The following is a 21,605-nucleotide window of genomic DNA, read 5'->3' as shown; positions in this document are numbered from 1 at the left end:
CTCATCCCTTCGTGGCCGTGCACTCTTCCACAGCCCTCGACCCGGGCCAAGCGATTCGGGTGAACGCCCGGCAACTGTTCATCTTCCCGACTCACTTGCCGTTCAAATGAGTTGACGGTCAATCAGGTACTGCCGCACCTCCTCGACCGCCGGGGTCCCGGGCCACAGCGCGTCCAGCGCCTCCATCAGCGGCTCCCACCCCCGCGCCGACTCGCAGGTCCGCAGCAGCGACAGCGCTTCCAGGCGGACGCTGTGCTGGCGGCTGGTGAGGACGCCGATGCCGGGCAGGGCGTCCAGGAGCTGCTGCCAGGCGGCGGGCGCGCCGATGCCGGGCACCTCCAGCAACAGGGTTGCGAGTTCGCCCAGCTGGCGCGTGGACAGGGCCGGCGTCCGGGGAGCTCGCACCGGGGCGTCGAGGGAGGCCAGCAGTTCGAAGGCGAACGCGGCCGCGTGGCGCGCGGCGACCGGCTGCCAGTGGCGGTCGTGGGCCGCGTCCTTGTCGCCCAGCAGGTCGGACACGCCCCGGACGACGAGGGCCTGCACCCCGGGGTTGGCCCGCGCCGCCGTGAGCAGGCCGAGCCCTTCCGTCTCCACGGCCAGCGTGTCGCCCGCCACCTCGCCGAGCAGCCTGCCGGACGCCGACTCGGCGTGCGCGACCACCTTCGAACCGGCGGCCAGCGCGCCGACGTGGGCGGCGGGCGGTTCCCCGGGCGGCGGCGCGATCCGCCGCTGCCAGCACCGGTCGGCCGCGACCAGCCGGGCCCGCTGCACCAGGGCGAGACTCGACGGCCAGGACTTGATCCGGGGCCGGAAGGCCTCCCGCTCGTCCCGGCCGCCCTCGTAGCCGTAGACGGTGTCCGCCACGACCACGTCCCCGAGCCGCGCGTCCTTGCGTCCGCCCGCGACCCCCACGAGGAGCAGTACCGAGGGACGCAGCCGGGCCACCGCGCGTTCGGCCAGCACCGCCGCCAGCTCGTTACCCGGGCCCGCGAGCTGCACCCCTACGGTGAGCCGGCCGTGCCGTCCGGCGAAGTGGCCGATCTCGTGGACGGCGCCGTCGGCGGTGCGCCTGTCGCGGCCGGGCCCGAGATGGCCGACGACGGCCCGGTACTCGCATTCGATCGCCGTCAGCACGAACGCGTCGACCTTCTCCGCCTGCACAGACCGCCCCTCCCCATGCCCGGATCCCCCATGGTGGGGTATCCGGGTGGCCAGGGGGAACCGTCCGGGAGGCGGGCGCTCGTCCGCCGACGTGGCGGAACGTCCGACGTCTAGACTCTCCCGGCAACGGCCGAGGCTCCGCCAGAAACCGAAGGGTGCGCAACGTCTTGATACGGATCGACGCAGTCACCAAGCGATATCCGGACGGCACGGTGGCCGTCGACCGGCTGTCCCTCGACGCCCCGGACCGCGCGATCACCGTCCTGGTCGGCCCCTCGGGCTGCGGAAAGACCACGACGCTGCGCATGATCAACCGGATGGTCGAGCCCACCGAGGGCAGCATCCTCCTCGACGGCGAGGACATCCGGCGGCAGCCGGTCAACACCCTGCGCCGCTCGATGGGGTACGTCATCCAGAACGCCGGTCTCTTCCAGCACCGCACCATCGTCGACAACATCGCCACCGTGCCCCGGCTGCTCGGCTGGAACAAGCGGAAGGCCCGGGACCGGGCGGCGGAACTGATGGAACGGGTCGGGCTCGACACCGCGCTCGCCAAGCGTTACCCGTACCAGCTCTCCGGCGGCCAGCAGCAGCGGGTCGGCGTGGCCCGCGCCCTCGCCGCCGATCCGCCGGTGCTGCTGATGGACGAGCCCTTCTCCGCCGTCGACCCGGTCGTGCGCAAGGGGCTGCAGGACGAACTGCTGCGCATCCAGAACGAACTGGGCAAGACCATCGTCTTCGTCACCCATGACATCGACGAGGCGATCAAGCTGGGCACGACGGTCGCCGTACTGCGCACCGGCGGCAGGCTCGCCCAGTTCGCCCCGCCCGCCGAGCTGCTCACCGCCCCCGCCGACCCGTTCGTGGAGGACTTCCTCGGTGCCGACCGGGGCATCCGCAGGCTGTCCTTCTTCTCCTCCGCCGGACTCGAGCTGCAGACCGGGCCCGTCGTCCCGCTCGACGCGGACGCCGGGCGGCTGGCCTCCGGCGGCGCCGCCCCCTACCTCCTCGTGACGGACTCCGACGGCAGACCGCTCGGCTGGGGCGCGCCGGACGAACTCACCGCCGGGCGGATCGACCGGGACCGGCTGCTGCCGCCCGGGAGGCCGTTCGTGCCCGGCGCCGACTCGCTGCGCACCGCGCTCGACGGGGCCGTCCTGTCGCCGTCCGGCTGGGCCGTGGCGGTGGACGGCGACGGCCGCGCCGTCGGCGTCGTGTCCCAGGAGGTCATCGGCGAGGCGATCCGCGCCGCCCACACGAAGGACCGCCAGGACGCGAAGGCGGCGCGGTGAACGGCTTCTTCGACATCCCGAGCGACCTCCAGTACGGCTGGTTCGGCCTGATCGGCCTGCACCTGCGCGAGGCGCTGCTGCCGGTGCTGGCCGGGCTGCTCGTGGCGCTGCCGGTGGCCCAGCTCTGCGTGCGGTTCCGCTGGCTTTACGCCCCCGTGTTCGGCGTGACCACCGTGCTCTACGCCGTCCCGTCGCTGGCGTTCTTCGTCCTCCTGATCGACTACACCGGCATGACCGAGACCACGGTGATGATCCCGCTGGCCGTGTACAGCCTGGTGGTGCTGGTGCCCGCGATCGTGGACGGCGTCCGCTCGGTGCCGCCGGAGACGCTCGCCGCCGCCACCGCCATGGGGCTCGGCCCCGTACGTCGTTATCTCCAGGTGCAGTTGCCCATCGCCGTGCCGGCCATCTTCGCGGGCCTGCGGGTCGCGGCCGTGTCGAGCATCTCCCTGGTGAGCATCGGCATGCTGATCGGCAACCAGGGCGCCCTCGGCAACCTGCTGAACGACGCGCAGATCTACCACCGGCCCCCGCTGGCCGTGAACTCCGTGCTGACCACCGCGGTCCTGGGCATCCTCGTAGACGCCGCGCTGGTCCTGGTCCGTAACCTGCTGACCCCCTGGATGCCGCGGAAGGGCGCCGCCCGGTGAACGTACTCGACTTCGCCCACGCCTTCTTCGGCGACCCCGCCCACTGGCACGGCCAGGACGGCATCCCCACCCGGGTCGGCGAGCACATCCTGTACTGCCTGGAGGCCGTCGGGGTCGCCGCCGCGATCGGGCTGCCCGTCGGCCTGGTCACGGGCCACCACGGGCGGGGCGGCAACGCCCTCGCGTCCATCGCCACCGCGGCCCGGGCGCTGCCCACCTTCGGCCTGCTGGTGCTGATGTTCACCTGGTTCGGGTTCGGTCTGCTGCCGGTGATGATCCCGCTGGTGGCGCTCGCCGTCCCGCCGATCCTCGTCACCTCCTACGAGGCGGTGCGCTCCGTCGACCCGCCCCCGGTGGACGCCGCGCGGGGCATGGGGATGGCCGAGGCGCGCATCCTGTTCCAGGTGGAACTCCCGGTGGCGCTGCCGCTGATCCTCAGCGGCCTGCGGACGGCGGCGATCCAGGTCGTCTCCACGGCCACCATCGCCGCCTACGTCAGCTTCGGCGGCCTGGGCCGGTACATCATCGACGGCCTCGCGCAGAGGGACTACGAGAAGGTGGTGGGCGGCGCCACCCTGGTCGTCGGGATGGCGCTGGCGACCCTGGGGGTGTTCTGGGGCGTGTCCCGGATCGCGGTCTCGCCGGGGGTGCGCAGGAGCGGCTGAGCCGACGGCCCGTCACCTCGCGCCGCCGGGCGGTCGCGGATCGAAGCCAATCGGTGACCCGGGATCGCTTGACTGGGTGCGAACCGGCTGGATTGGATCGGTGGGTGACTTCCACCAACCGCATCAGCAGGTCCATCCGGAGGAACCGAGGCGCGGCCGTCGTCGCCCTCGCGGCGGCGACGGCGCTGCTGGCGGGATGCAACTCCTCCGGCGGCAAGGCCGACAATCCCCTGACGGACGGCAACGCGAGTGGCGACAGCGTCGTCGTCGGATCCAACAATTTCGCCGAGAGCATCCTGCTCGCGGACATCTACGGCGAGGCACTCAAGGCCAAGGGCATCAAGGTCACTTACAAGCCGAACATCGGCAGCCGGGAGACCACCTACGGTCTGCTCAAGAACGGCTCCGTCACCGTGCTGCCCGAGTACAACGGCGCGCTGCTCGCCTACCTGGACCAGAAGGCCGCCCCGAAGACGCTGGAGGCGACCACGTCGGCCATCGAGGCCAAGCTGCACTCGAAGCTGACGCTGCTGAAGCCCTCGCCCGCCGAGACCAAGGACTCGGTCACGGTCAACGCGGCCACCGCCAAGAAGTACGGGCTCGACGGGAAGTCGTCGATCGCCGACCTGAAGGACGTGGCGAAGGACCTGGTCATCGGCGCCGCGCCGGAGTTCCAGACCCGCCGGCAGGGGCTGGTCGGCCTCAAGTCCGTCTACGGGCTCGAGTTCAAGTCCTTCAAGGCGCTGGACGCGGGAGGCCCGCTCACCCAGGCGGCGCTGAAGAAGAACGCCGTGCAGGTCGCGGACATCTTCACCACGGACCCGACCATCTCCAAGGAGAAGTTCGTCGTCCTGCAGGATCCGGAGAACCTCTTCGGCTTCCAGAACGTCCAGCCGCTCGTACGCAAGGGCGCGCTGTCGCAGAAGGGCGCCGACGCGCTGAACGCCGTCTCCGCCAAGCTGGACACGGCCACGCTGCTGGATCTGGACACCCAGGTGCAGTCGCAGAAGAAGGACCCGCTGGACGTGGCCAAGGCCTGGCTGGACTCGGCCGGCCTGAGCTGACCCCGGACGCCGGGCCCCCGCACGCTAGACGGGTTCCCCGGAAGTCCGCACCGGTTCGCCGGTGTCCTGGGCCGCCGCCGCCCGTGCCCGCGCACGGCGCAGGCGGCGGCTCACCCGGGGCGGCTGGTCGGGCAGCCAGCCGAAGGTGAGGCAACTGCCGACGGCGCCGAGGAGCAGGCCGACGAGGAAGCCGCCCAGGTTCGAGGTGAGCCAGGTCCCCAGGGACAGCAGGATCCCGGTCAGGGAGTAGAAGAGGCGCTGGCCCGGGCTGAAGAGGATCAGCAGCCCGCAGATGATCATCAGTGCCGGCAGCAGATAGCCCGCCAGGCCCTGCATGCCGGTGTGCAGGATCACCGGCAGCGGCGCCTTCATGGTCACCAGGATCTCGGCACCGCCCAGCACCAGCAGCAGGCCGCCCGCGAACGGCCGGCGCCCCCTCCACCGCCGGAAGCGGTTCACCGGGGGCAGCCGTCGCCGTCGAACCGCATGTGCAGGTTCGGCAGCTTGAACACGGCGGCGGTGGCCGCGTAGTTGTGCTGGTAGAGGCCGGTGATGACGACCTTGTCGGCCTGCTGGCCGTAGACGCCCTTGGGGCCCTGGACGTCCGCCTTGTCGAAGGTGCTGGCGTCCCGGCCGATCTCGATGCCGTTGAACGTGGCGTTGCCCTTGATGTCGTCGGAGTCGATGGCCAGGTCGGACACGCTGACCGGCTTGGCGCCGCCGCCGGCCGTGAGGACGAGCTGGATGCCGCCGAGGTCGACGCTCTGGCAGAGGTTGGTCAGGGTGCCGTCCTTCACCACCGAGGTGACGACCAGCTCCTGGCCGCCCGTGTCCCCCTGGTTCGGGCTGTCCTCGATCATGTTGTCCAGCGCGCCGAACTGCTCGAATCCGGTGCCCTCGAGCTTGTCCGCGGTGACCACGAACGGCATGCCGGAGATGGCGAACTGCACGCCCAGCGCACCCTGCGCGGTCAGGACCGCGAGGCCTGCGGCGACCAGAGTGGCCGGCACCGCCATCATCGCGGCCCGGCGTGCCCTGACCCGCCCCCGCCCGGAGGCGCCGGGCGCCTCGGGGGAACCGCTTGCGTCGTACTCGGGGGTGCTGCCGGCGGACGAGAAGTCCGGTGACGAGGCCATGTCTGCTCCCATGGGCGTGGATCGATGCGGATCGGGCTCCAGTGGTGCGGTGTCCTGGCGCGGACCGGGCTGTCGCGCGCACGCCTCCTCGCACTCCCGGCGGATGCAAGGGCTCTCTCGTTACGCGTCAGTAGCCTTCTCGGAAGTTACCGCCGGTTACTTTGAAGGGTCAAGGGAGTTGTGAAAATAGGGTGTCGGCGTCGCGATGGACCGGCAACTGCCGTTGCGGGCCTTGACGTTGACGGTTCATCAGGTCTACAACTCTGCCTGATCTCCCCTGGATCCGTGGCGCCGGATCCGCCGAGCGGCGTCGGCCGCTTTCCCGGCCCTTCCGATGCACCGCTCCGTCCGGCACCGCGCCGGGCACGGTACGCACCACCACCCTTCGCGCCCCGCCCCGTCCTGCCCCGCCGTGTCCGGGTGTTCGCCGTCCGGTCCGGCCGGCAGGCCGCTTCCCCCCGGCCCCGCGCCGGTTCCACCGGCCGGCCGCCGCTGCCGGTCCGTCACGTACGGAGAAGGCGTCACGGACCGGCAACGGCGGCCGACCGCAGGGGCGTCACGCCCCGGCAAGCCGCCCGCCCCCCAACCCACCGACGGCACCCCAACCCCCCACCCCCGCCCCACCTCACCCCCACCCGAGAAGAGAGGCACCCGCATGCGTACGCGCACCCTCCTCGCCTTAGCCGGAGCAGCCACCGCGCTCACCGTCGCCACCGCCGTCCCGTCCTCGGCGGCGGCCGGCGCCGTCCTGACCAAGGACAGCGTCGGCGGCACCGCCGTCGGGGTCGGCGACACCCTGACCGCGCCGCTGGCCTCCGGCACCACCGCCACCCTGTACTCCAGCGCGACCGGCACCAGCGGCGTGAGCTGCAAGACCTCCCAGTTCACCGCCGAGGTCACCAGCAACCCGGCCGCCCCCGGCACGGCCACCGAGTCGGTCACCGGGCACACCTTCGACGCGAGCAGCTGCACCAGCAACGTCACCGGCGTGCTCGGCGTCAGCAGCATCGTGATCGACAACCTGCCCTACACCGCGACGGTCACCTCGGCCGGCGCCCTCACCGTCACCCCGCCCAGCGGCACCACCATCCAGACCACGGTCAAGCTGAACACCCTGCTCGGCACCGTCACCTGCGTCTACCGGGCGGCGAGCCTGACCGGCACGGCCGGCAACACCGACAGCAGCATCTCCTTCACCAACCAGCAGTTCACCAAGTTCTCCGGCTCGACCCTGTGCTTCGCCAACGGGTACTTCACCGCCAAGTACGCCCCCGTCACCGACGCCGGCACCCGGGTGTACGTGAACTGAGGCCCGCCCGGCGGGCGTTCAGCGCCGCCGTAGCCGCGGGACCAGCACCGCGCCCACGACGAGCAGCAGCACCGCGGCGGCGCCGCCCGCCACCAACGGAGCCGAGGGGCCCGCGTCCGCGCGGGTCGCCTCGGCCACCGGCGTGCCGTCACCCGCGTCGGCCGGCGGTGTGCCGCCCGGGGCTCCGGCGTGAGCGGACGCCGGGGCCGGGGCCGGGGCCGAGGGCCGGTCGGCCGGCGTCCGGTCGGGCCGCGCGCTCGCCGGCGGGTGCGGGACGGCCGTGGCCGTCCGGGTGGCCGCCGCCGCGCCGGCCCGCCGCGCGAAGACCACGTCGGAGCACGAGTAGTAGGTGTCCGGAGTGCTGCTGTTCTGCCAGACCGTGTAGAGCACCTGACGCCCCGTCCGGTCCTTCGGCAGGGTGGCCCGGAGGTGGTACGCCCCGTTCGTCAGCGGTGGGTCCTTGACCTCCGCGAAGGGGCGCGAGGGTAGATCGGACCAGGTCAGCGGCTTCAGCGGGTCGTATCCGGGCCGGGTCAGGTACAGCCGGAAGGTCCCGGTGTGCGCGATCGTCGAGGCGTACGTCATCGTCAGCCGGCCGCCCGGGGCCAGCCGGGTCGCCGGCCAGTCCGGCCTGGCCAGGTCGAGCCCCCGGTAGGCGGGCAGGTTCCCGCTGCACAGCCTGCCGTCGGGGATCACCTGCCGGTCCCGGCCGGCCACGCCCGCCACGCGCAGGTCGTCCCACGCGGTGAACGGGCCGCCGTTCGCGGCGACCGCCGCCCGGCACGCCGCGGACCGGTTCGCGGCACCGCCCTCGGGGGAGCATGCGTACACCCGGCTGACCGGGTCCGTGGGGGCACCGTGCGCCTGGGCGGATCCCGCCACCCACGGCAGCAGCAGGAGCGGGGCCGCCGCGGCGGCCGCCGTGACGCTCAGGCGGGCGGTCATCCGGGTCATCGGGGAGCTCTCCTCGGCGGGCGCGGGAACGAGGTCTGCCGCGTCCAGTACGGGAGACGGCCCGGCCGCGTTCAGCACAGACCGCTCGGGCTGTTTCGGCGCGCGCTCCGCCCCCAGGGGGTACAGCGGACCGGCCGGCCCGCCGCCGGCCGGCCGACGCCTTTGCTCCCGCGTCCACTTGGCTTCCGGGAACCGTCCAAGTAGCGGAACAGTCGCCTGCCGACGGAAAACGTTTGCGGAAGGCAAGGTCCGTCCGGGGGCGCGCACGGGACGCGAACCGTCTTCGGCAAAGTTCTGTCAGGTCGACTCCCTTCGCCGCCAGGTGAGTTATCGTGTGCGTGGGGTCAAAACAAACCGCGTGTCCCGTTCGGTCGAGCGGCGAGGAGGGGTCATTCGATGGCGAGGCAGTTACGTGCTGAGCAGACACGGGCGACGATCATCACCGCCGCCGCCGACCTGTTCGACCGGCAGGGCTACGAGTGCACCAGCCTGAGCGACATCGTCGGGCACGCGAAGGTCACCAAGGGGGCGCTCTACTTCCACTTCGCCGCCAAGGAGGACCTCGCGCACGCCATCCTGGATCTGCAGTCCAGGGCCGCGCAGAAGGTGGTCGACGACGTCGAGGGCCGCGGGTACTCCTCGCTGGAGTCCCTGATGCGCGCCACGTTCGCCGTGGCCCGGCTCGCCGTCGAGGACCCGGTGCCGCGCGCCGGACTGCGCCTCGCCACCACGGACGTTCCCGTGCGGCCGCCGATGCGGCATCCGTTCAACGAGTGGCTGGAGTTCGCCGGCCGCAAGTTCACCGGCGCCGTCCGCGAGGCCGATGTGCACTCCGAGATAGACGTGGGCGTCGTCGCGCACTCCCTCGTCTGCTTCTTCATCGGCACCCGGGTCGCCGGCCGTGCCCTCGAACCGGTCGGACGGCTGCCCCGGCGGGTGGCCGAGATGTGGTACCTCATGATCCGGGGCGTGGTGCCGGTGCACCGCCGCCCCCGCTACCTCACCCTCGCCACGCAGCTCGAGCGGGAGATCAGGATCGGCTGACCCGCGGGATACGGTGGCGGGCATGCCCGAGACACCCGCCGCGCCCGTGCTCCTCGCGAACGAACCCGGCTCCTTCCCGCACAGCGTGCTGGCCGAGCGGCACCCCGCGATCATCCAGCAGGTCCGGGACGCCTTCCCCTACGGTCCCGGGCAGCACCGGGCGCTGGACGCCCTGCTGAAGAGCTGCGTCGACGGCGTGATCGAACCGCTGCCCGAGGGCGCGGGCGACCTGGAGCGGTGGCGTGCCTGGGGTCTGGACGACCACGTGGGACGGTCCTGGTTCGACGTGCCGTGGCTGTGGTCCGAGAGCTACTTCTACCGCCTGCTGCTCGAAGCCGTCGGCTACTTCGGTCCCGGCGCTTGGCAGGGCGTCGACCCCTTCCGCCCGTTCAAGCGCGCCGAACTCGACGCCCCGGAGACCGGTGAGGAACTGGCCGCGCTCGACGCGCTCCGCGACCGGCCGGAGCCGGACCGGGCCCACGCCCTGCTGCACGGCTCGCTCTGGGGCAACCGCGCCGACCTCGGCTTCCGGCTCTCCGCCGGCGGTGCCGAGACCGCCGGACCGGCGCCCGCCCTGGTCGCCGACGACAGCGGGACCCTCTGGTCACTGCTGCCGCCCTCCGGCACCGGCACGCTCTGCCTGGTCGCCGACAACGCGGGCCGCGAACTCGTCCCCGACCTGCTGCTCGTCGCCCACCTGCTCGGCGCGCGCCGGATCGGCCGGGCGGTGCTCCACGTCAAGCCGTACCCCTACTACGTCTCCGACGCCACCACCGCCGACGTGGTCGACGCCCTGCGGCGGCTCGTCGCGGCGCCCGGAGCGGCGGGGGAGTACGGGCGGCTGCTCTGGACGGCGATGGCCGACGGACGGGTCACGGTACGCGCCCACCCCTTCGCCGCCGCCCCGCTGCCGTTCGCGGACCTGCCGGACGACCTGCGGGCCGAGTTCGGCCGGGCCGCCCTGACCGTCGTCAAGGGCGACCTCAACTACCGGCGCCTGGTGGGCGACCGGCGGTGGCCGCCCACCACCTCCTTCCAGGACGTGACCGCCGGCTTCCCCGGACCGGTCGCCGCCCTGCGGACCCTGAAGTCCGACGTGATCACCGGTCTCACCGAGGCCGCCGAGGCGGCCCTGGTCGCCGCCGAGGGGCAGCGCTGGCGCACCGCAGGCACCCACGCGCTGATCCAGGTGAGCACCTCAGGCCAGGCGCACCGGCAGTGACTTGACGCCGTTGATGAAGTTGGACACCAGCCGCCGGGCCGGGCCGGCCGGCCGCGGGCACGGCAGTGCGCGCAGCACCTCCTCGTGCAGCACCCGCAGTTGCAGGCGGGCGAAGTGGGCGCCCAGGCAGACGTGCGGGCCGGCCCCGAAGGAGACGTGCGGATTGGGTGTCCGGGCCAGGTCCAGCCGCCCGGCGTCGGCGAAGACCCGCTCGTCGCGGTTGGCGGAGGCGTGGAACACCACCACCTTGTCGCCCCCGCGGATCCGGCGGCCCGCCAGCTCGGTGTCCCGCGCGGCCGTCCGCCGGAAGGTCAGCACGGGCGGGTGCCAGCGCAGCAGCTCCTCGACCGCCGGACCGAGTTCCACCTCCCCGGCGCGCAGCCGCCGGTAGGCGTCCGGGTGCTCCAGCAGCGCCAGCAGCCCGCCGGGGGCCGCGCCGCGCACGGTGTCGTTGCCCGCGACGGTGAGCAGGAAGAAGAACATCTCCAGCTCGGCCCCGGCGAGACCCTCGTCGTGCGCGAGGGTCGTCAGGATGTCGTCGGCGGGGAACCGCCGCTTGTGCGCGGCCAGTTGACGGGCGTAGGCGAACATGTCCCGCAGCGAGGCCGGTGACCGCGGGTTCACCGGCCGGCCCGTGCCGTCCAGCACCGGGGCGGCGGCCTCGTCCGGGTCCTGGTAGCCGATGACCCGCCGCGTCCAGTGCAGCAGCAGGCCCCGGTCGCCCTCCGGAACGCCCAGCAGGTCGGCCAGGTTGAGCAGCGCGTACTCGTCGGTGACGGCGGCCACCAGGTCGACCGTGCCGTCGCCCGAGCGCGCCTCCCCGGCCGCCCGCGCGAGCAGCGTGCGCGCCCGCTCACGCGCGACCGCCGCGAACCGGCCGACGCGGCCCGGCGTGAACGCCCGGCTCACCAGGCGCCGCAGCCGGCCGTGGTCCGGGGGGTCCTGGTTGAGCATCATGCCCCGGATGAACGGCAGGTCCTCCGGGTCGGGGTCCCGGATCTGGGTGGCGCCGAGGTGCGAGGAGAAGACCGCCGCGTCCTTGAGCACGCGCACCACGTCGGCGTGCCGGGTCACCGCCCAGAAGCCGGGACCGGCCGGCCAGCCCAGCACCTCGGGCTCCTCCTGCCAGGCCACCGGGTGGTGGTCGCGCAGCACCCGGTAGTCGGCGTACGGCACCCCGTCGGCGTACCGGCGCGGGTCGAAGACGTCGGGCACCGGGGCCTCGCGCACGCTCACGCCGGCCCGCCCCCGTCCGCTCGCGGCAAGGTGGTCACGCTCCTACCGTGGCCCGCGCGCGGGCGTCCGGCAAGAGCGCCGGCGGGCGCGACGGCGCACACCGGGACCGGGGAGGCCAACACCACCGCCGTCCGCGCCAGTTGCCCCCTTCCATGGCATTTCACGCGATGGTGTGATCATGCGCCGCATCCCGGATGGCCCCCACGGGCGCCGGGTAGGGCCCCGCCATGACGCAGCCGTTCGAACTCCCGCACTTCTACATGCCGTATCCGGCGCGGCTCAACCCGCACCTCGACGAGGCACGCGCCCACTCGACCGGGTGGGCGCGCGAGATGGGCATGCTGGAGGGCTCCGGGGTCTGGGACCAGGCCGACCTGGAGGCGCACGACTACGGGCTCCTGTGCGCCTACACCCACCCCGACTGCGACGGACCGGCCCTCTCGCTGGTCACCGACTGGTACGTGTGGGTGTTCTTCTTCGACGACCACTTCCTGGACATGTACAAACGCACCCAGGACCGCGTCGCCGGCAAGGCCCACCTGGACCGCCTGCCCCTGTTCATGCCGCTCGACCCGGCCGCGCCCGTGCCGGAGCCGGAGAACCCGGTCGAGGCGGGCCTGGCGGACCTGTGGCGGCGCACGGTTCCGTCGATGTCCGTCGACTGGCGCCGGCGCTTCTCCGTGGCCACCGAGCACCTGCTCAACGAGTCCCTGTGGGAGCTGTCCAACATCAACGAGGGGCGGATCGCCAACCCGGTCGAGTACATCGAGATGCGCCGCAAGGTGGGCGGCGCCCCCTGGTCGGCGGGCCTGGTGGAGTACGCCACCGCCGAGGTGCCCGCCGCGGTCGCCGGCACCCGGCCGCTCAGGGTGCTCATGGAGACCTTCTCCGACGCGGTCCACCTGCGCAACGACCTCTTCTCCTACCAGCGGGAGGTCGAGGACGAGGGCGAGAACAGCAACGGCGTCCTCGTGCTGGAGACCTTCTTCGGCTGCACCACCCAGGAGGCCGCCGACACCGTCAACGACATCCTCACCTCCCGGCTGCACCAGTTCGAGCACACCGCGCTCACCGAAGTGCCCGCCGTGGCCCTGGAGAAGGGACTCACGCCCGGCGAGGTCGCCGCGGTCGCCGCCTACGCCAAGGGCCTGCAGGACTGGCAGTCCGGCGGCCACGAATGGCACCTGCGCTCCAGCCGCTACATGAACGAGGGCGCCCGCTCCACCTCCCCCTGGCAGCCGCCGAGCGGCCCCGGCGCCTTCGCCGCCGACGTCGGCGCGCTGCTCGCCGCGGCCGCCGCGGAACGCCTGCGCGCGTACTCGCACGTGCCCTACCAGAGGGTCGGCCCGTCCCTGCTGCCCGACTTCCACATGCCGTACGAGCTGGCGCTGAGCCCCCATCTGGACACCGCCCGCCGCAACCTCGTGACCTGGTCGCACCGTATGGGCATCCTCGGCGAGGGCGTCTGGGACGAGGACAAGCTCGCCGCCTACGACCTCGCGCTCTGCTCGGCCGGGCTCGATCCGGACGCCACCCCGGAGGCCCTCGACCTCAGCGCCCAGTGGCTCGCCTGGGGCACCTACGGCGACGACTACTACCCCCTGGTGTACGGCCACCGCCGGGACCTGGCCGCAGCCCGGCTGACCACGGCCCGGCTCTCCGCGTGCATGCCGGTCGAGGGCGGACCCGACGTCGTCCCGGCGAGCGCCATGGAGCGCGCTCTGACCGACCTGTGGGCGCGCACGACCGCGTCCATGGCGCCCGACCAGCGGCGCACCTTCAAGGCGGCGGTGGACGCGATGACCGAGAGCTGGGTGTGGGAGCTGTCCAACCAGGCGCAGCACCGCGTTCCCGACCCGGTCGACTACCTGGAGATGCGGCGCTCGACCTTCGGCTCGGACCTCACCCTGAGCCTGTGCCGCATGGGCCACGGCCCGGTGATCCCGCCCGAGGTCTACCGCAGCGGGCCGGTGCGCTCACTGGAGAACGCCGCCGTCGACTACGCCTGCCTCCTCAACGACGTCTTCTCGTACCAGAAGGAGATCGAGTACGAGGGCGAGATCCACAACGCGGTGCTCGTCGTGCAGAACTTCTTCGGCGTCGGCTACCCGGCCGCGCTCGGCGTCGTCCACGACCTGACGACGCAGCGCATGCGGCAGTTCGAGCACGTCGTCGCACACGAACTGCCGGTCCTCTACGAGGACTTCGAACTGTCCGGCGAGGCGCGCGCGGCCGTGGACGGCTATGTCCTGGACCTGCAGAACTGGATGGCGGGCATCCTGAACTGGCACCGGGAGGTCGACCGTTACAAGGCCGAGTGGCTCGGCCGCCGCGCCCACGGCTTCCTGCCGGGCCGGGCCCCGGGCGTGCCGGCGCTGTCCCGGGGCTGACCGGCCGGGTGTGACGGCGCGCCGGCCCGGCCCGCCGTCACACCGTCCGGACGGCCGTCCGTGCGGCCCGCGCGCCCGCCGGGCGGACGTCCGGGCACCGGTCCGTCCGGGCACCGGTCCCCGAGGCTGCCACGCGCCGGGCAGTCTCACTCTTTCGTGGCTCGTCACGGCCGGGCGCCCCGGGTAGGCACCATCGGGAGGCGAGTGAACCATGGAACAGACAGCGTTGCGGCCCAAGCCGATGCCCGGCCGGGAGCGGCGGGCGGACACCGCGGCGGACCCCGCCGTCAGGCGGCCGCACGCCGGGAACCGGCGCGGCCGGCGGCGCAGGACCCTGCTGCTCGGACTGCCGGCCGGGACCGTCCTGCTGCTCTGCGGGGCGGTCATCGGCACGGTGGGCGCCACCGTGGCCGGCCTGGGCCGGCCGGCCGAGCCGCGCCGGCAGGCCGCCCCGGAGCCCGGTCGGCAGGCCGCCCGGGCCCCCGACGGCCGCCCAGCGACCTCCGCCCCGCCGGGCCCCGCCGACTTCCGGACCGGTGCGACGCTGGGCGTGGAGGCCGTGGACGCCGAGAAGGCGGGCGCGCTCGTGACCGGCGTCCATGTGCCCGGCCCCGGCTACACGGCGGGTCTGGTCCGCGGCGACGTCCTGCTGCGGGTCGGCGCCGAGCGCGTGGACACCGCCGCCGACCTGGCGCACGCGGTGGCCCGGACCCGGCCCGGGACCACGGTCATCCTCACCGTGCGCCACAGCGGCGGCGGCTACCAGCGGCTCACCGCGGCACCCGGAGTGGTGACCTGACGGGGCGCACGTTAGGCGGACTTCGCGATCGGCTCGCGCCGCCCGGTCCGGCCGGGCAGGATGCTGCCCGGAACCGCTTCGCACCGTCACCTCGACCGCGCTCGGAGGCCCGGATGACCGGCAGTACGCCCGCGCCCTTCACCGCCGACGACTACAGGGCCCGCATGGAGCGCGCCACGCGCTCCGCCGCCGGCGCCGGCCTCGCCGGACTGCTCGTGGCACCCGGCCCGGACATGGTCTGGCTGACCGGCTACACGCCCACCGCGGTCACCGAGCGGCTCACCGTGCTGGTACTCACCCCCGGACGCGACCCCGTGCTCGTCGTGCCCGCCCTGGAGGCGCCGGACGCCGAGCGGGCGCCCGCCGCGTCCGTGCTCACCCTGCGCGACTGGACCGACGCCAAGGACCCGTACGCCGTCACCGCCGGCCTCCTCGAGGACCACGGCCGCCTCGGCATCAGCGACAACACCTGGGCGATGCACCTGCTGGGCCTGCAGCGCATCCTGCCCGGCACCTCCTACGCCGCCCTCACCGACGCCCTGCCCATGCTGCGCGCCGTCAAGGACGCCGCCGAGCTGGAACTCCTGGCGGCCGCCGGAGCCGCCGCGGACCAGGCGTTCGAGGAGATCCGGAACGTGCCGTTCGCCGGCCGCCGCGAGTCCGACGTCGGCCACGACCTCGCCGGTCTGCTGCGCCGCTTCGGGCACTCCCAGGTCGACTTCACCATCGTCGGCTCCGGCCCCAACGGCGCCAACCCCCACCACGAGGTCGGCGACCGCGTCATCCAGCGGGGCGACATGGTCGTCCTCGACTTCGGCGGCCTCAAGGACGGCTACGGCTCGGACACCACCCGCACGGTGCACGTCGGCGAGCCGACCGAGGAGGAGCGCCGGGTCCACGACATCGTCCGCGCCGCGCAGGAGGCCGGCTTCCGTGCCGTGCGGCCGGGGGCGGCCTGCCAGGAGGTCGACCGCGCCGCCCGGGCGGTCATCGCCGACGCCGGGTACGGCGAGTACTTCATCCACCGCACCGGGCACGGCATCGGCGTCACCACGCACGAACCGCCGTACATGATCGAGGGCGAGGAGCAGCCCCTGGTGCCCGGCATGTGCTTCTCCGTGGAGCCCGGCGTCTACCTGCCCGGCCGCTTCGGCGTGCGCATCGAGGACATCGTCACGGTGACCGAGGACGGCGGCCGGCGCCTCAACAACACCACCCGCGAGATGGTCGTGGTGGACTGAGGCCACCGGGAGACACACCCTCGACGACGGATCGGAAACGGCTGCGCGCGACCCATGACCCAGGCACCCACACCCACCGCGGACACCGTCCGCCGACTGGTCCGTTCACTGCTCCACGACAGCGACGGCGGGGACGGCGACATGACCGGGGGACCGGACGTCCGTCCCGTCGGCGAAGGCCACGAGCACACCTGGTGGGTCGGCACCCGCCACGTGCTGCGCCTCGCCCCCGACCGGGAGGCCACCGAGCGCCGCCGCCGGGAACTGCGCCTGCGCGACCTGGTCCGCCCGCACGTGCCGGTCACCGTTCCGGTCAGCGTCGCCCACGGCGACTGGGCGCCCGGCCTCGCCTACACCCTCGACACGGTGGTGCCCGGCGGCACCGCCGACGAGCACGACGTCTCCGCCGTCGGCGAGGCCGACCTCGCCGGGCTGCTCGGCGGCCTGCGCGAGGTGCCGGTACGGCGGGCCGAGGCGCTCGGGGTGCCGCGCGGCGCCCCGCGCTCGCTGGACGCGCTGCGCCGCATGGCCGTGCGGGCGGCCGCGCGGCTCGCCGCCGCCGACGAGTTCGACGCCACCCGGCTCCACCTCACCCCGCCCGGCGCCGCCCAGCTCGCCGCACGGCACGGCACCGAGGTGCTGACCCACCACGGCCTCGTCGGCGAGCACGTGGTGGTCAGCGCCGACGGCCGGGTGCGCGGCGTCCTGGACTGGACCGAGGCGGTTCTCGGCGACCCCGCCGAGGACATCGCCGGGCTCGCCGTGGCCGTCGGCGCCCCGGCCGCCGTGCGCGCCGCCACCCTCGCCGGCTACGGCCCCCATCCCTGTCTGCGGGGCCTGTGGCTCGCCCGCTGCGACACCGTCCTGCGGCTCGCCGGCCACCTGCAGGGCCGCGCCCCCGGCGACCTGCCCCTGCTGCGCAGCCGGCTGCGGCGCGCCTGGGAGCCGATCCTGCTGGAGCGGGTGACCGAGTTCAAGGACGACGGCACCGCGTCGTAGCCCCGGCCTCAGGGCTGGATCAGCACCACGCACGACTCGCCGGGCACCTGCAGCAGCCCGTCCGGGCCCGGGGCCCGGACCGGGTCCCACGCGGCGAGGACCTCCACCCGGCCGGTGCCCAGCGGTATCGCGGCCGGCTCCTTGCCCAGGTTCACCGCCACCCGGACGTCCCCGCGCCGGAACGCCAGCCAGCGGGCCTCGGCGTCGTGGGCCACCTTGGTGTCGGCGAGGTCGGGGTCGGTCAGGTCCGGCTGCTCCCGGCGCAGCGCGATCAGCCGCCGGTACCAGGCGAGCACGCGCGCGTGGGATTCGCGGTCCGGCTCCGACCAGTCGAGGCAGGACCGCTCCCGGGTCGCCGGGTCCTGCGGGTCCGGCACGTCCTCCTCGGCCCAGCCGTGCTGCGCGAACTCCCGGCGCCTGCCCCGGCGTACCGCCTCGGCCAGCTCCGGGTCCGTGTGGTCGGTGAAGAACTGCCAGGGGGTGCCCGCCGCCCACTCCTCGCCCATGAACAGCATCGGCGTGAACGGCGCGGTCAGCGTGAGGGCGGCCGCGCAGGCCAGCAGGCCGGGGGAGAGGCGGGCGGCAAGCCGGTCCCCCTGGGCCCGGTTGCCGATCTGGTCGTGGGTCTGGCTGTAGCCCAGCAGCCGGTGCCCGGCCACCCGGGCGCGGTCCAGCGGCCGGCCGTGGACCCGCCCGCGGAAGCTCGAGTACGTCCCGTCGTGGAAGTATCCGCCGGTGAGCGTCTTGGCGAGCGCCGCGAAGGGGTCCCGCGCGAAGTCGGCGTAGTAGGCCTGGGACTCACCGGTCAGCGCGGTGTGCACGGCGTGGTGGAAGTCGTCGTTCCACTGCGCGTGCAGCCCGAGGCCGTTCTCCGTGCGCGGGGTGATGAACCGCGGGTCGTTCAGGTCCGACTCGGCGATCAGCGACAGCGGGCGGCCCAGCTCGTCCGCGAGGCCGTCGACGGCGGCGGACAGCTCCTCCAGGAAGTGCCGCGCGCGCGTGTCGTGCAGCGCGTGCACGGCGTCCAGCCGGAGCCCGTCGATCCGGTAGTCCCGCAGCCACGCCAGCGCGCTGCCCACCAGGAACGCGCGCACCTCGTCCGAGCCGGGCGCGTCGAGGTTCACCGCCGAGCCCCACGGCGTGTGGTGCGTGTCGGTGAAGTACGGCCCGAACAGCGGCAGGTAGTTGCCGGACGGGCCCAGGTGGTTGTGCACGACGTCCAGGACCACGGCCAGACCGAGTTCGTGCGCCCGGTCCACGAACCGCTTCAGCGCCTCCGGGCCGCCGTACGGCTCGTGCACCGCCCACAGCGACACCCCCTCGTACCCCCAGCCGTGCCGCCCCGGGAACGGGCACAGGGGCATCAACTCCACATGACTGACGCCCAGTTCCACCAGGTGCTCCAGCCGGGCCGCGGCCGCGTCCAGGGTGCCCTCGCGGGTGAACGTGCCCACGTGCAGCTCGTAGAGGACCGCCCCCGGCAGCCCCCGCCCCGCCCACGCGGCACGCCACGCGTACCGTCCGTGGTCGACGACCGCGCTCAGACCGTCCGGGCCGTCCGGTTGCCGGCGCGAGCGCGGGTCGGGCAGCACCGGACCGTCGTCCAGCGCGAACCCGTACCGCGAGCCGTCCCGGGCCCTCGCCTGCCCCGACCACCAGCCGGCCCGCTGCGGATCGCGCTCCAACGCGCCTGTCGCGCCGTCGCAATGGAGCGTCACACGGTCTGCCTGCGGTGCCCACACCTCGAACTGCACGGACGGTTCCCCTTCGTCTGCTCACCGTGATGGAGTGCGTCCATCGTGCCGCTAAAGCGATCAATCCGCTTTCGAATCAGGGCTTTCCCGGCGGGTGTCGCGCGGGTACGCGTGCCTCGGCACCGTTTTCCCCGATTCTGGACACCGGGGGTTCACACCCCTGACAATCACCAGCGTGACGTCGTCCTTCGAGTTCCCCCTGCAGCCCGCGCGGCTGTCCGACGCGGAGCGCGACAAGGCGCTGCGGGTGCTGCGGGACGGCGCCGCCATGGGCCGCCTGTCGCACGACACCTTCGTGCGCCGCATGGAACTGGCGCTCGCCGCCCGGGGCGCGGACGAACTCGCCGCCCTCACCGCCGACCTGCCCACCGAGAACCGCTTCTCGCGCGCGCTGTTCGGCACCGTCGAGGCCGTCTCCGGCTTCACCGTACGGCTGCGCCGGGCCTGGCAGGCCGAGCGGCTGCCCAAGCTGCTGCTGCCGCACCCGGCGGGCGGCCACCCGCTGCGCATAGGCCGCGATCCCGCGAACGGGCTGCGCCTGAACCACGACACCGTCTCCCGGGTGCACGCCGAGCTGCGCCACCAGGGCGGGGTGTGGATCCTCCGCGACCTCGGCTCCACCAACGGCACCACCGTCAACGGCCGCCGGGTGGTCGGCGCCGTCGTGGTCCGCGAGGGCGACCAGGTCGCCTTCGGCCGGACCGCGTTCCGCCTGGCGGCGCACCGGGAGGCCTGACCGGCCCCCGCCCGCGTCGTCCGCCCGCGCGGTTCCGTTCGGGTGAGGGGGGTGGGGAACACCGGCCGCCGTGCCGATGCACCTGACATGACGTACATCACCCGAGCGACCGCGGCGGCCGCCGCCGTGCTGGCCGCCGCATGCCTCATCGCCGCGGGACCGGCCCAGGCCGCCTCCCGCGCCACACCGCCCGGCGACTGGCTCCACCTCACCGTCACCCGCGGCGAGAGCCCGTCCCTCGACTCCCACGGCACCCTGCTGCTGTGCGACCCGCCCCAGGGGCACCCGCACGCGGCCGACGCCTGTGCCGAACTGGCCGCCGCCGGCGGGGACATCGCGCGCATCCCGCAGAAGAACGTGTTCTGCCCGATGATCTTCGCCCCGGTGACCGCCCGGGCGCACGGGGAGTGGAAGGGGCGGCCTGTGCAGTTCCAGGAGACCTACACCAGCATGTGCGTCATGAACGCGCGCACGGGTGCGGTCTTCGCCCTGGACGGCTGACCCGGACGGCAACCCGTCCGGCGGACCGCCGGGGCGCGGTCCGGCCCGCACGCCCCCGCCCGCGCCCGGGCGGTGCCTCAGCCCGCCCGCGCCCGGGCGGTGCCTCACCCGGCCCGCTCCCGGGCCTGCCGGGCCGCCACCAGAACTGTCCGCGACTGGTGCTCCACCTGATGCGCCAACGGCACCCAGCGGGCCTGGAAGCGCGCCGCGTAGGCCTCGCACCAGCAGGCGACGAGCCGCTCCAGGACGGGCGCCGCCCGGTCGTCCGTCTGCCGCAGCACCCGCAGCAGCATCGCGGCCGCCCGCAGCGGCAGCCGCCGCCCGAAGGCGTCCACACTGCCGACGTAGGCCATCGTCGTGCCGGCCGGCCGGGTCTGGACCCAGTCGGCCGCCAGCCCCGGCATCAGCTCCAGCACCCAGCGCGCGGCCCGCAGCAGCGGCCCGTCGGTGTCCCGCAGCCGGGGCAGCGCGTCCTCGAACACCCGCTCGATCTCCAGCGCGTCCCGCAGCAGCCGTGCCGCCAGCCGCCGCATCGCCGCGGCCGGCGCCGGGTGCGGCGCCGGGTCGCCCACCAGGTCGCTCGCCCACATCGGCACCTCCACCACGGCGGTCAGACCGCCGTAGCGGTGCGCGTGGTACCAGGTGCTGTGCCGGGCGTCGTCCGGCAGGCTCGGGTAGGCGACACCGCTCCCGGGGCCGGGCATCACATGCACCCCGGGCCCCGAGGCCGGCCAGCCCGCCGCGTCCGAGGCGCCCGTCTCCACCGGTATGTGCAGCTCGGCCGCCGACTTGGCGAACGGCTCGGCGAGTCCGGGCACGTCCCTCGTCAACTGCACCCAGCTGCCGCCCAGATCGGTGCCGTGCAGCGTCGCCTGGAGGTAGGGGCGCAGCTCGTCGATCACTCCGGTCAGGGCCCGCGTCTCGGGCGGCAGCCGGTCCGGCGGCAGCACCGCGGGCGACCACTCGGGCTGCTCGGCGCCCGTGGGCCGGTAGAAGCCCCTGTGGTAGTCGAGCAGGCTGCGCGGCGCCGGGGTCACGTGCAGGCTGGCGCCGTCCGGATCCGCGCAGAGCAGGAAGTGCCAGGAGGTGTCCGCCCGCAACTCCGGCGCGGCCAGCACCCGTTCGGCCAGCGCCCGCAGGGTGCTGCCGCCGGTGGGCTCGTTGGCGTGCGCGCCGGCCACCACCAGCACCGCCCGGCGGGCGTGTCCCACCGACAGCAGGTGCAGGGGCCGGCCGGCCCGCGAGGCGCCCACCTGCCTGAGCGCGCACAGCCGGGGCTCCGTGGCGGCCAGCGCCCGGGCGGAGGCGACCAATTGGGGAACGCTGGGATAGCGCAACTCCGGCAGGAGACTCACCCCCGACTTGTCCAACCGGCTTCGCCCTCCCAGTGCCGCACGGCACGGGGGAACTGTCAAGAACGTCGCCGGTGGCCGCACGCGGGCGCCCGGACAC

At 73.9% G+C, this 21,605-nt stretch carries 20 protein-coding genes; 13 read left to right on the top strand and 7 right to left on the bottom strand.

Annotation, left to right across the window (positions count from 1 at the left end):
• Positions 1-102 precede the first annotated feature (102 nt).
• Positions 103-1,161, bottom strand: coding sequence for a hypothetical protein (locus ACFQ9Z_RS07175; protein WP_383012107.1), 1,059 nt, complete (start codon positions 1,159-1,161; stop codon positions 103-105).
• 167 nt (positions 1,162-1,328) lie between these two features.
• Between ACFQ9Z_RS07175 and ACFQ9Z_RS07170 the strand changes: the two genes are divergently transcribed.
• The 4 genes from ACFQ9Z_RS07170 to ACFQ9Z_RS07155 all read left to right on the top strand — a co-directional run bounded on the left by ACFQ9Z_RS07170 (position 1,329) and on the right by ACFQ9Z_RS07155 (position 4,832).
• Entirely contained in the window at positions 1,329-2,453 is a 1,125-nt protein-coding gene (locus ACFQ9Z_RS07170; RefSeq protein WP_383013102.1) for an ABC transporter ATP-binding protein, read from the top strand.
• A complete protein-coding gene (locus ACFQ9Z_RS07165) occupies positions 2,450-3,103 on the top strand; it encodes an ABC transporter permease (protein WP_383012104.1) in 654 nt (217 codons plus the stop codon). The genes ACFQ9Z_RS07170 and ACFQ9Z_RS07165 overlap by 4 nt, the downstream gene beginning before the upstream one ends.
• A complete protein-coding gene (locus ACFQ9Z_RS07160; RefSeq protein ID WP_383012101.1) occupies positions 3,100-3,768 on the top strand; it encodes an ABC transporter permease in 669 nt (222 codons plus the stop codon). Before ACFQ9Z_RS07165 ends, ACFQ9Z_RS07160 begins: the two co-directional genes overlap by 4 nt.
• A 104-nt stretch (positions 3,769-3,872) precedes the next feature.
• Complete coding sequence (locus tag ACFQ9Z_RS07155; RefSeq protein ID WP_383012097.1) at positions 3,873-4,832, top strand: ABC transporter substrate-binding protein; 960 nt, start codon at positions 3,873-3,875, stop codon at positions 4,830-4,832.
• Positions 4,833-4,856: 24 nt separating this feature from the next.
• Here ACFQ9Z_RS07155 and ACFQ9Z_RS07150 read toward each other — a convergent pair whose 3' ends face one another.
• Both ACFQ9Z_RS07150 and ACFQ9Z_RS07145 read right to left on the bottom strand, forming a co-directional pair.
• Positions 4,857-5,291, bottom strand: a complete 435-nt coding sequence (locus ACFQ9Z_RS07150; protein WP_383012094.1) for a DUF6114 domain-containing protein — start codon at positions 5,289-5,291, stop codon at positions 4,857-4,859.
• Entirely contained in the window at positions 5,288-5,968 is a 681-nt protein-coding gene (locus ACFQ9Z_RS07145) for a DUF6230 family protein (RefSeq protein ID WP_383012091.1), read from the bottom strand. The genes ACFQ9Z_RS07150 and ACFQ9Z_RS07145 overlap by 4 nt, the downstream gene beginning before the upstream one ends.
• 655 nt (positions 5,969-6,623) lie before the next feature.
• On the opposite strand from ACFQ9Z_RS07145, the gene ACFQ9Z_RS07140 reads away from it, so the two are divergent.
• Complete coding sequence (locus ACFQ9Z_RS07140) at positions 6,624-7,277, top strand: Tat pathway signal sequence domain protein (RefSeq protein WP_383012086.1); 654 nt, start codon at positions 6,624-6,626, stop codon at positions 7,275-7,277.
• An 18-nt stretch (positions 7,278-7,295) separates the two neighbouring features.
• Here ACFQ9Z_RS07140 and ACFQ9Z_RS07135 read toward each other — a convergent pair whose 3' ends face one another.
• Entirely contained in the window at positions 7,296-8,231 is a 936-nt protein-coding gene (locus ACFQ9Z_RS07135) for a lytic polysaccharide monooxygenase (RefSeq protein WP_383012083.1), read from the bottom strand.
• Positions 8,232-8,627: 396 nt separating this feature from the next.
• Here ACFQ9Z_RS07135 and ACFQ9Z_RS07130 point away from each other — a divergent pair, with 396 nt between their 5' ends.
• Positions 8,628-9,275, top strand: coding sequence for a ScbR family autoregulator-binding transcription factor (locus tag ACFQ9Z_RS07130; RefSeq protein ID WP_383012080.1), 648 nt, complete (start codon positions 8,628-8,630; stop codon positions 9,273-9,275).
• A 22-nt stretch (positions 9,276-9,297) separates the two neighbouring features.
• The gene (locus ACFQ9Z_RS07125; RefSeq protein ID WP_383012077.1) at positions 9,298-10,497 is read left to right on the top strand and encodes a damage-control phosphatase ARMT1 family protein; all 1,200 of its coding nucleotides are present in this window, start codon (positions 9,298-9,300) and stop codon (positions 10,495-10,497) included.
• Here the strand turns inward: ACFQ9Z_RS07125 and ACFQ9Z_RS07120 are convergent.
• Complete coding sequence (locus tag ACFQ9Z_RS07120) at positions 10,474-11,733, bottom strand: cytochrome P450 (protein ID WP_383012074.1); 1,260 nt, start codon at positions 11,731-11,733, stop codon at positions 10,474-10,476. The genes ACFQ9Z_RS07125 and ACFQ9Z_RS07120 overlap by 24 nt on opposite strands.
• Positions 11,734-11,960: 227 nt before the next feature.
• Between ACFQ9Z_RS07120 and cyc2 the strand changes: the two genes are divergently transcribed.
• From cyc2 to ACFQ9Z_RS07100, 4 genes are all read left to right on the top strand, one after another.
• The gene (cyc2, locus tag ACFQ9Z_RS07115; RefSeq protein WP_383012071.1) at positions 11,961-14,123 is read left to right on the top strand and encodes a germacradienol/geosmin synthase Cyc2; all 2,163 of its coding nucleotides are present in this window, start codon (positions 11,961-11,963) and stop codon (positions 14,121-14,123) included.
• A gap of 211 nt (positions 14,124-14,334) precedes the next feature.
• Positions 14,335-14,922: a PDZ domain-containing protein gene (locus ACFQ9Z_RS07110; RefSeq protein WP_383012068.1), complete on the top strand. Its 588-nt coding sequence runs from the start codon at positions 14,335-14,337 to the stop codon at positions 14,920-14,922.
• A 113-nt stretch (positions 14,923-15,035) separates the two neighbouring features.
• The gene (locus ACFQ9Z_RS07105) at positions 15,036-16,163 is read left to right on the top strand and encodes an aminopeptidase P family protein (protein ID WP_383012065.1); all 1,128 of its coding nucleotides are present in this window, start codon (positions 15,036-15,038) and stop codon (positions 16,161-16,163) included.
• A gap of 54 nt (positions 16,164-16,217) precedes the next feature.
• Positions 16,218-17,162, top strand: coding sequence for an aminoglycoside phosphotransferase family protein (locus tag ACFQ9Z_RS07100; RefSeq protein ID WP_383012063.1), 945 nt, complete (start codon positions 16,218-16,220; stop codon positions 17,160-17,162).
• Between the two features lie 8 nt (positions 17,163-17,170).
• Here ACFQ9Z_RS07100 and treZ read toward each other — a convergent pair whose 3' ends face one another.
• On the bottom strand, positions 17,171-18,916 hold the full coding sequence (gene treZ / locus ACFQ9Z_RS07095; RefSeq protein WP_383012061.1) for a malto-oligosyltrehalose trehalohydrolase: 1,746 nt from the start codon (positions 18,914-18,916) through the stop codon (positions 17,171-17,173).
• Between the two features lie 175 nt (positions 18,917-19,091).
• Here treZ and ACFQ9Z_RS07090 point away from each other — a divergent pair, with 175 nt between their 5' ends.
• Together ACFQ9Z_RS07090 and ACFQ9Z_RS07085 are read left to right on the top strand one after the other, a co-directional pair.
• The gene (locus tag ACFQ9Z_RS07090) at positions 19,092-19,652 is read left to right on the top strand and encodes an FHA domain-containing protein (protein WP_383012058.1); all 561 of its coding nucleotides are present in this window, start codon (positions 19,092-19,094) and stop codon (positions 19,650-19,652) included.
• Positions 19,653-19,739: 87 nt separating this feature from the next.
• Positions 19,740-20,153: an SSI family serine proteinase inhibitor gene (locus tag ACFQ9Z_RS07085; RefSeq protein WP_383012055.1), complete on the top strand. Its 414-nt coding sequence runs from the start codon at positions 19,740-19,742 to the stop codon at positions 20,151-20,153.
• Between the two features lie 104 nt (positions 20,154-20,257).
• On the opposite strand, the gene ACFQ9Z_RS07080 is transcribed toward ACFQ9Z_RS07085, so the two are convergent.
• On the bottom strand, positions 20,258-21,508 hold the full coding sequence (locus ACFQ9Z_RS07080) for a M14 family zinc carboxypeptidase (protein ID WP_383012052.1): 1,251 nt from the start codon (positions 21,506-21,508) through the stop codon (positions 20,258-20,260).
• Between the last annotated feature and the right edge of the window lie 97 nt (positions 21,509-21,605).

This window comes from Streptomyces sp. NPDC056580, assembly GCF_042793175.1.
Taxonomy (GTDB): domain Bacteria; phylum Actinomycetota; class Actinomycetes; order Streptomycetales; family Streptomycetaceae; genus Streptomyces.
Note: the sequence above shows the minus strand (reverse complement) of the source record. Positions and strands in the feature narration are given on the sequence as shown.